Origin of the sequence: Segeticoccus rhizosphaerae (assembly GCF_009192725.1) — a bacterium.
In the GTDB taxonomy this organism is placed as follows: domain Bacteria; phylum Actinomycetota; class Actinomycetes; order Actinomycetales; family Dermatophilaceae; genus Segeticoccus; species Segeticoccus rhizosphaerae.
This window is the reverse complement of record NZ_VOHR01000710.1, coordinates 1-593: the sequence shown is the minus strand read 5'-3', so window position 1 is coordinate 593 and position 593 is coordinate 1. Positions and strand designations below refer to the sequence as shown.

At 76.1% G+C, this 593-nt stretch carries 2 protein-coding genes; both read right to left on the bottom strand.

What is annotated here, in order from left to right; all coding sequences use genetic code 11:
- A partial coding sequence (locus tag FRW57_RS22615) for a hypothetical protein (RefSeq protein WP_152187139.1) occupies nucleotides 1–206 on the bottom strand: 206 nt, incomplete at its 3' end.
- Nucleotides 207–288: 82 nt separating this feature from the next.
- Nucleotides 289–593 (bottom strand): ANTAR domain-containing protein (locus tag FRW57_RS22610; protein WP_152187138.1); only part of this gene is annotated, 305 nt, incomplete at its 5' end.

Sequence of the window (593 nt, the reverse complement as noted above, 5' to 3'; positions counted from 1 at the left end):
GCCTCCAACGCGCCGGCCAGCTCGTTGCTGCCGCCGGCCGGCCGCGGCCGGCCGGCCCCGTCCAGCAGCATCAGGCCCACCCCGTCCACGGTCAGCACGGTAGCCGCGGCGTCGATCACCTGGCCCAGTCGCTGCGCCAGCTCCTCCACCGCCGGGGTGGTGGTGGAGTCCAGCAGCTGCAGCAGCGGCCGCAGCGTGCCGGGCACCAGGTCCGGCTGGACGTGGACCGGCCGCGCCGCGTTCGACCCCCCAGAAGGCGACTGCTCAGCGTGCGGCTGCTCGGGCACCTCAGCGGCCCCCCCGAACGTGGTGAGCGGTCCACCCGCTGCCCGGCAGGTGGGCGTCCACCGCCTGCAGCACCTCGGCCCGTTGGCCGGTCACCGGCGCCCCGTCGAAGACCTGCTGCAGCACGGCCGCGACCAGCGCCACCTTCAGGTTGCACTGCTGGGAGATCCGCACCAGCAGCGACCACGCCTGGGTCGTGGTGCACCCGTACCGGGCCGCCAGCAGCCCGGTCGCCGCCCCGGTCGTGCGGTTGCTGGCCAGCGCCTCGTGCAGCTGGTCGACCTCCCGACGCGCCGCGGCCAGCTCGG